Below are 3,252 nucleotides of genomic sequence, written 5' to 3' on the forward strand. Positions count from 1 at the left end.
TACCAGGGTATCTAATCCTGTTTGCTCCCCACGCTTTCGCACCTCAGCGTCAGTACCGGTCCAGTGTGTCGCCTTCGCCTCTGGTGTTCCTCCGAATATCTACGAATTTCACCTCTACACTCGGAATTCCACACACCTCTCCCGGACTCCAGATCAACAGTATCAAAGGCAATTCCAAGGTTGAGCCCTGGGCTTTCACCTCTGACTGGCTGATCCGCCTACGTGCGCTTTACGCCCAGTAATTCCGAACAACGCTAGCCCCCTCCGTATTACCGCGGCTGCTGGCACGGAGTTAGCCGGGGCTTCTTCTGCGGGTACAGTCATTATCTTCCCCGCTGAAAGGATTTTACAACCCTAAGGCCTTCATCATCCACGCGGAATGGCTGGATCAGGCTTTCGCCCATTGTCCAAGATTCCCCACTGCTGCCTCCCGTAGGAGTCTGGGCCGTGTCTCAGTCCCAGTGTGGCTGATCATCCTCTCAGACCAGCTATAGATCGTCGCCTTGGTAGGCCATTACCCTACCAACAAGCTAATCTAACGCGGGCCGATCCTTTGGCGATAAATCTTTCCCCCGAAGGGCACATTCGGTATTACTCCCAGTTTCCCGGGGCTATTCCGAACCAAAGGGCACGTTCCCACGCGTTACTCACCCGTCTGCCGCTCACCCCGAAGGGCGCGCTCGACTTGCATGTGTTAAGCCTTCCGCCAGCGTTCGTTCTGAGCCAGAATCAAACTCTCAGGTTGATCTGACACGACACTGCATAAAACGTACTCAAAGTGACGGAGATTGTGGTCGCCGACCCCGAAGGACCGACGAACAATCGTCACTATAGAGAAACGCGACAGTGTCGGCGTCTCGATGAGCGGCCTAGGCCAGTGGCCAGTTCCGCCCGCAGAGCGCCGCCGCCTGCGTTTCTCTTTCCAAAATCAACAATGTCAAAGAGCTGGTTCAAAATCAGGAACTTCCGTTCCGATCCGAACCCGCCGCGCCGCCCGTCTGGTGGGCCACCCGGCGTTGGGAGCGCGGTGTCTATTGAACCCCGAACTCCCTGTCAACGCCCCGCTTCCGACTTTGTGCAGCGCTTCTGCAGTCCGGTGTGGAAGGCAACAGCTTTCCGCCCCGGCGCTCAACAAGACCGCCGCCGATGTCGTCCGCTTGACGCGAGGTGGCGGCTTTTATGGAACCGCCATCCTAATGTCAACCGGGTATTTCAGGGGCTTGCTGCAAAACCGCTTTGGTCTGGCTACGGAGCACAAATCTCCGCGGCAGCGCCGAAAGCGCGGCCTTCGCAAGTCCCGTCCTACCCGGAAAGGACGCGCAATATGACGAGATTTCGGTGGGCGCGCAAGGGCTAATTGAAGTTCTGCGCGCACTTATCCACACTTTGGCGCCGCAAGGCGCCTAGTTCATGCGGTTTCTATGTAGGCCTTGAGGGCTCCGGCCTCGGCCTCGGCGCTTTCTATCTTGCGCTTGACCACATCACCGATCGAAACGAATCCCGCCAGCTCACCTTCATCGACGATGATGATGTGGCGGACGCGTTTCTCGGTCATCAGCTCCATGACGGTATCAATGTGCGTTGAAGCACTGGCCGTTACGAGCGACCGGCTCATGACCGAAGACACCGGCTGGTCGAGAACACCGGCACCGTCACGCGAGATTGCCCGCGCAAGATCGCGTTCGGAGAATACGCCGGCGAGCTGGCCGCCGGCACCTGTGACCACGACCGCACCAATCCGGTGCTCTGCAAGAACGTGGGACGCCTCGATCAGCGATGCCGTGGGCGCGATAGTGATGACGTCGCGGCCCTTTTGGGCGAGTATCGCGGCAACATTCATGGCTGCCTCCATATCGGCAAGATTGCCGTATTGGATGATGCCTCATGCCGCGCGGGTGCGCAAATTGTGCGGGTGAGACCTGCAAAACCGGGGGAGCTGCACGGTGGGACAAAAACGCAGACTCGAGCGCGATATTGACCGCTGGATCAGCAAGGGCTGGGTCGATGTGGTCCATCGCGAATCCATTCTTGCCGATTCAGCCAACAGACCTGGTCAGTGGAGCGCTGCGGGCGCAGGCATGATTCTCGGCGCAGTCCTGCTGGCTCTTGCGGCGCTGTCTTTCGTCGCGGCCAACTGGGCAGACATGCCGAGACTGGCGCGCTTTTTCCTGATTCTGGCGGCCCTCTGGAGCTGCCTTGCCGGCAGCGGCCTCGCCTTCGGGCGCAATAACCCCGCACTCGGCCATGCGCTGGCGTTGGCCGGCGCCGCACTTTTCGGCGCGGCCATCATGCTGACGGCGCAGACGTTCAACATCAGTGCCTTCCGCAATACCGGCATCCTCATCTGGGCTGTGGGCGCACTCTGCATCGCGGCGTCCATATCCTCACGGCCTGTGCTGGCGCTTTCGGCGCTGCTGGGAGCAGGGTGGATGATGGCGGAAACGGCTAACCCGCTGACCGGCACGATTGTCTGGGGATACGCCCCACTATGGCTGGTCACGGCGGCACTCGCCTTGCGGCTCGCCAGCCCGCTGTCGGCGAATCTGCTGGGTGCCGGCCTGCTCGTCTGGCTCTTCACGCTGGTGCGCTGGGCAAGCGGGAGTGGCATCGAGACCGCCAATGCCGGTGTGTTTGTCGCGCTGGCGCTTGTCTGTGCCGCCGGAACGCTCCTCTTTGCGGTGGCCGAAGAGCGCGGATTGCACCTGAGCAGAATCATCTCGCGCTGGCTGATGGTCGGAGCGGTGTTCAGCACGTTCGCCGCACAGTTCGCGATTGGCGAGGCCAGCCTAGTGATGCGCACCGGGCTGATTCTCACTGGTGCCGTGTGCATCGCCCTGATCGTGATGCTGTCGATTGTCCGCCTGCGCACGGGCGCGATGCGCCCTGCCCTGGCGCTGACCATCCCCGCAATTGCACTTGGGGGGCTTCTGCTGGCGCTGGCCCCGGTCTTTGCCGACTGGCTGACCGGCACGCTTCAGGTCCTCGCTGGCGCCGCGGTGTTCGCACTCGCCGTGGCACTCGTGGCGGAAGGCGCGCGGGCGGGGCGCAGCTTTACCGGCGGGCTGGGCCTGGTCCTGTTCATCGTGCAGGCCCTGCACGTCTACACCGAGCTTTTCGGCAGCCTTCTGGATACCGCCCTCTTCTTCTTGATCGGCGGCCTGTTGCTGATCGGCCTTTCCGTCATTGCCATGCGGCTGCAGCGCCGGAAGCGCGCCCGTAACGAGGAGATGGTTTCGTGAGCGCCCTGTTTCG

The 3,252-nt window shown here is 61.3% G+C and carries 2 protein-coding genes and 1 rRNA gene; 1 reads left to right on the forward strand and 2 read right to left on the reverse strand.

Annotated elements, in window-relative coordinates; genetic code table 11:
* Together ACTS2Z_RS04100 and ACTS2Z_RS04105 are read right to left on the reverse strand one after the other, a co-directional pair.
* A 16S ribosomal RNA gene (locus tag ACTS2Z_RS04100) occupies positions 1 to 745 on the reverse strand; the annotation flags it as partial.
* Positions 746 to 1,408: 663 nt separating this feature from the next.
* Positions 1,409 to 1,840 carry a CBS domain-containing protein gene (locus ACTS2Z_RS04105; RefSeq protein WP_442571959.1) on the reverse strand — a complete coding sequence of 144 codons (432 nt, stop codon included), beginning with the start codon at positions 1,838 to 1,840 and terminating at the stop codon, positions 1,409 to 1,411.
* 103 nt (positions 1,841 to 1,943) lie between these two features.
* On the opposite strand from ACTS2Z_RS04105, the gene ACTS2Z_RS04110 reads away from it, so the two are divergent.
* Positions 1,944 to 3,239, forward strand: a complete 1,296-nt coding sequence (locus tag ACTS2Z_RS04110) for a DUF2157 domain-containing protein (RefSeq protein WP_442571960.1) — start codon at positions 1,944 to 1,946, stop codon at positions 3,237 to 3,239.
* The last annotated feature ends 13 nt before the right edge of the window (positions 3,240 to 3,252 follow it).

Source organism: Glycocaulis sp. (assembly GCF_052168375.1).
GTDB lineage: Bacteria > Pseudomonadota > Alphaproteobacteria > Caulobacterales > Maricaulaceae > Glycocaulis.

Excerpts from the sequence above, each read along its gene's own strand:
- ACTS2Z_RS04105 (WP_442571959.1), bottom strand. The coding sequence starts at position 1,840 with ATGAATGTTGCCGCGATACTCGCCCAAAAGGGCCGCGACGTCATCACT.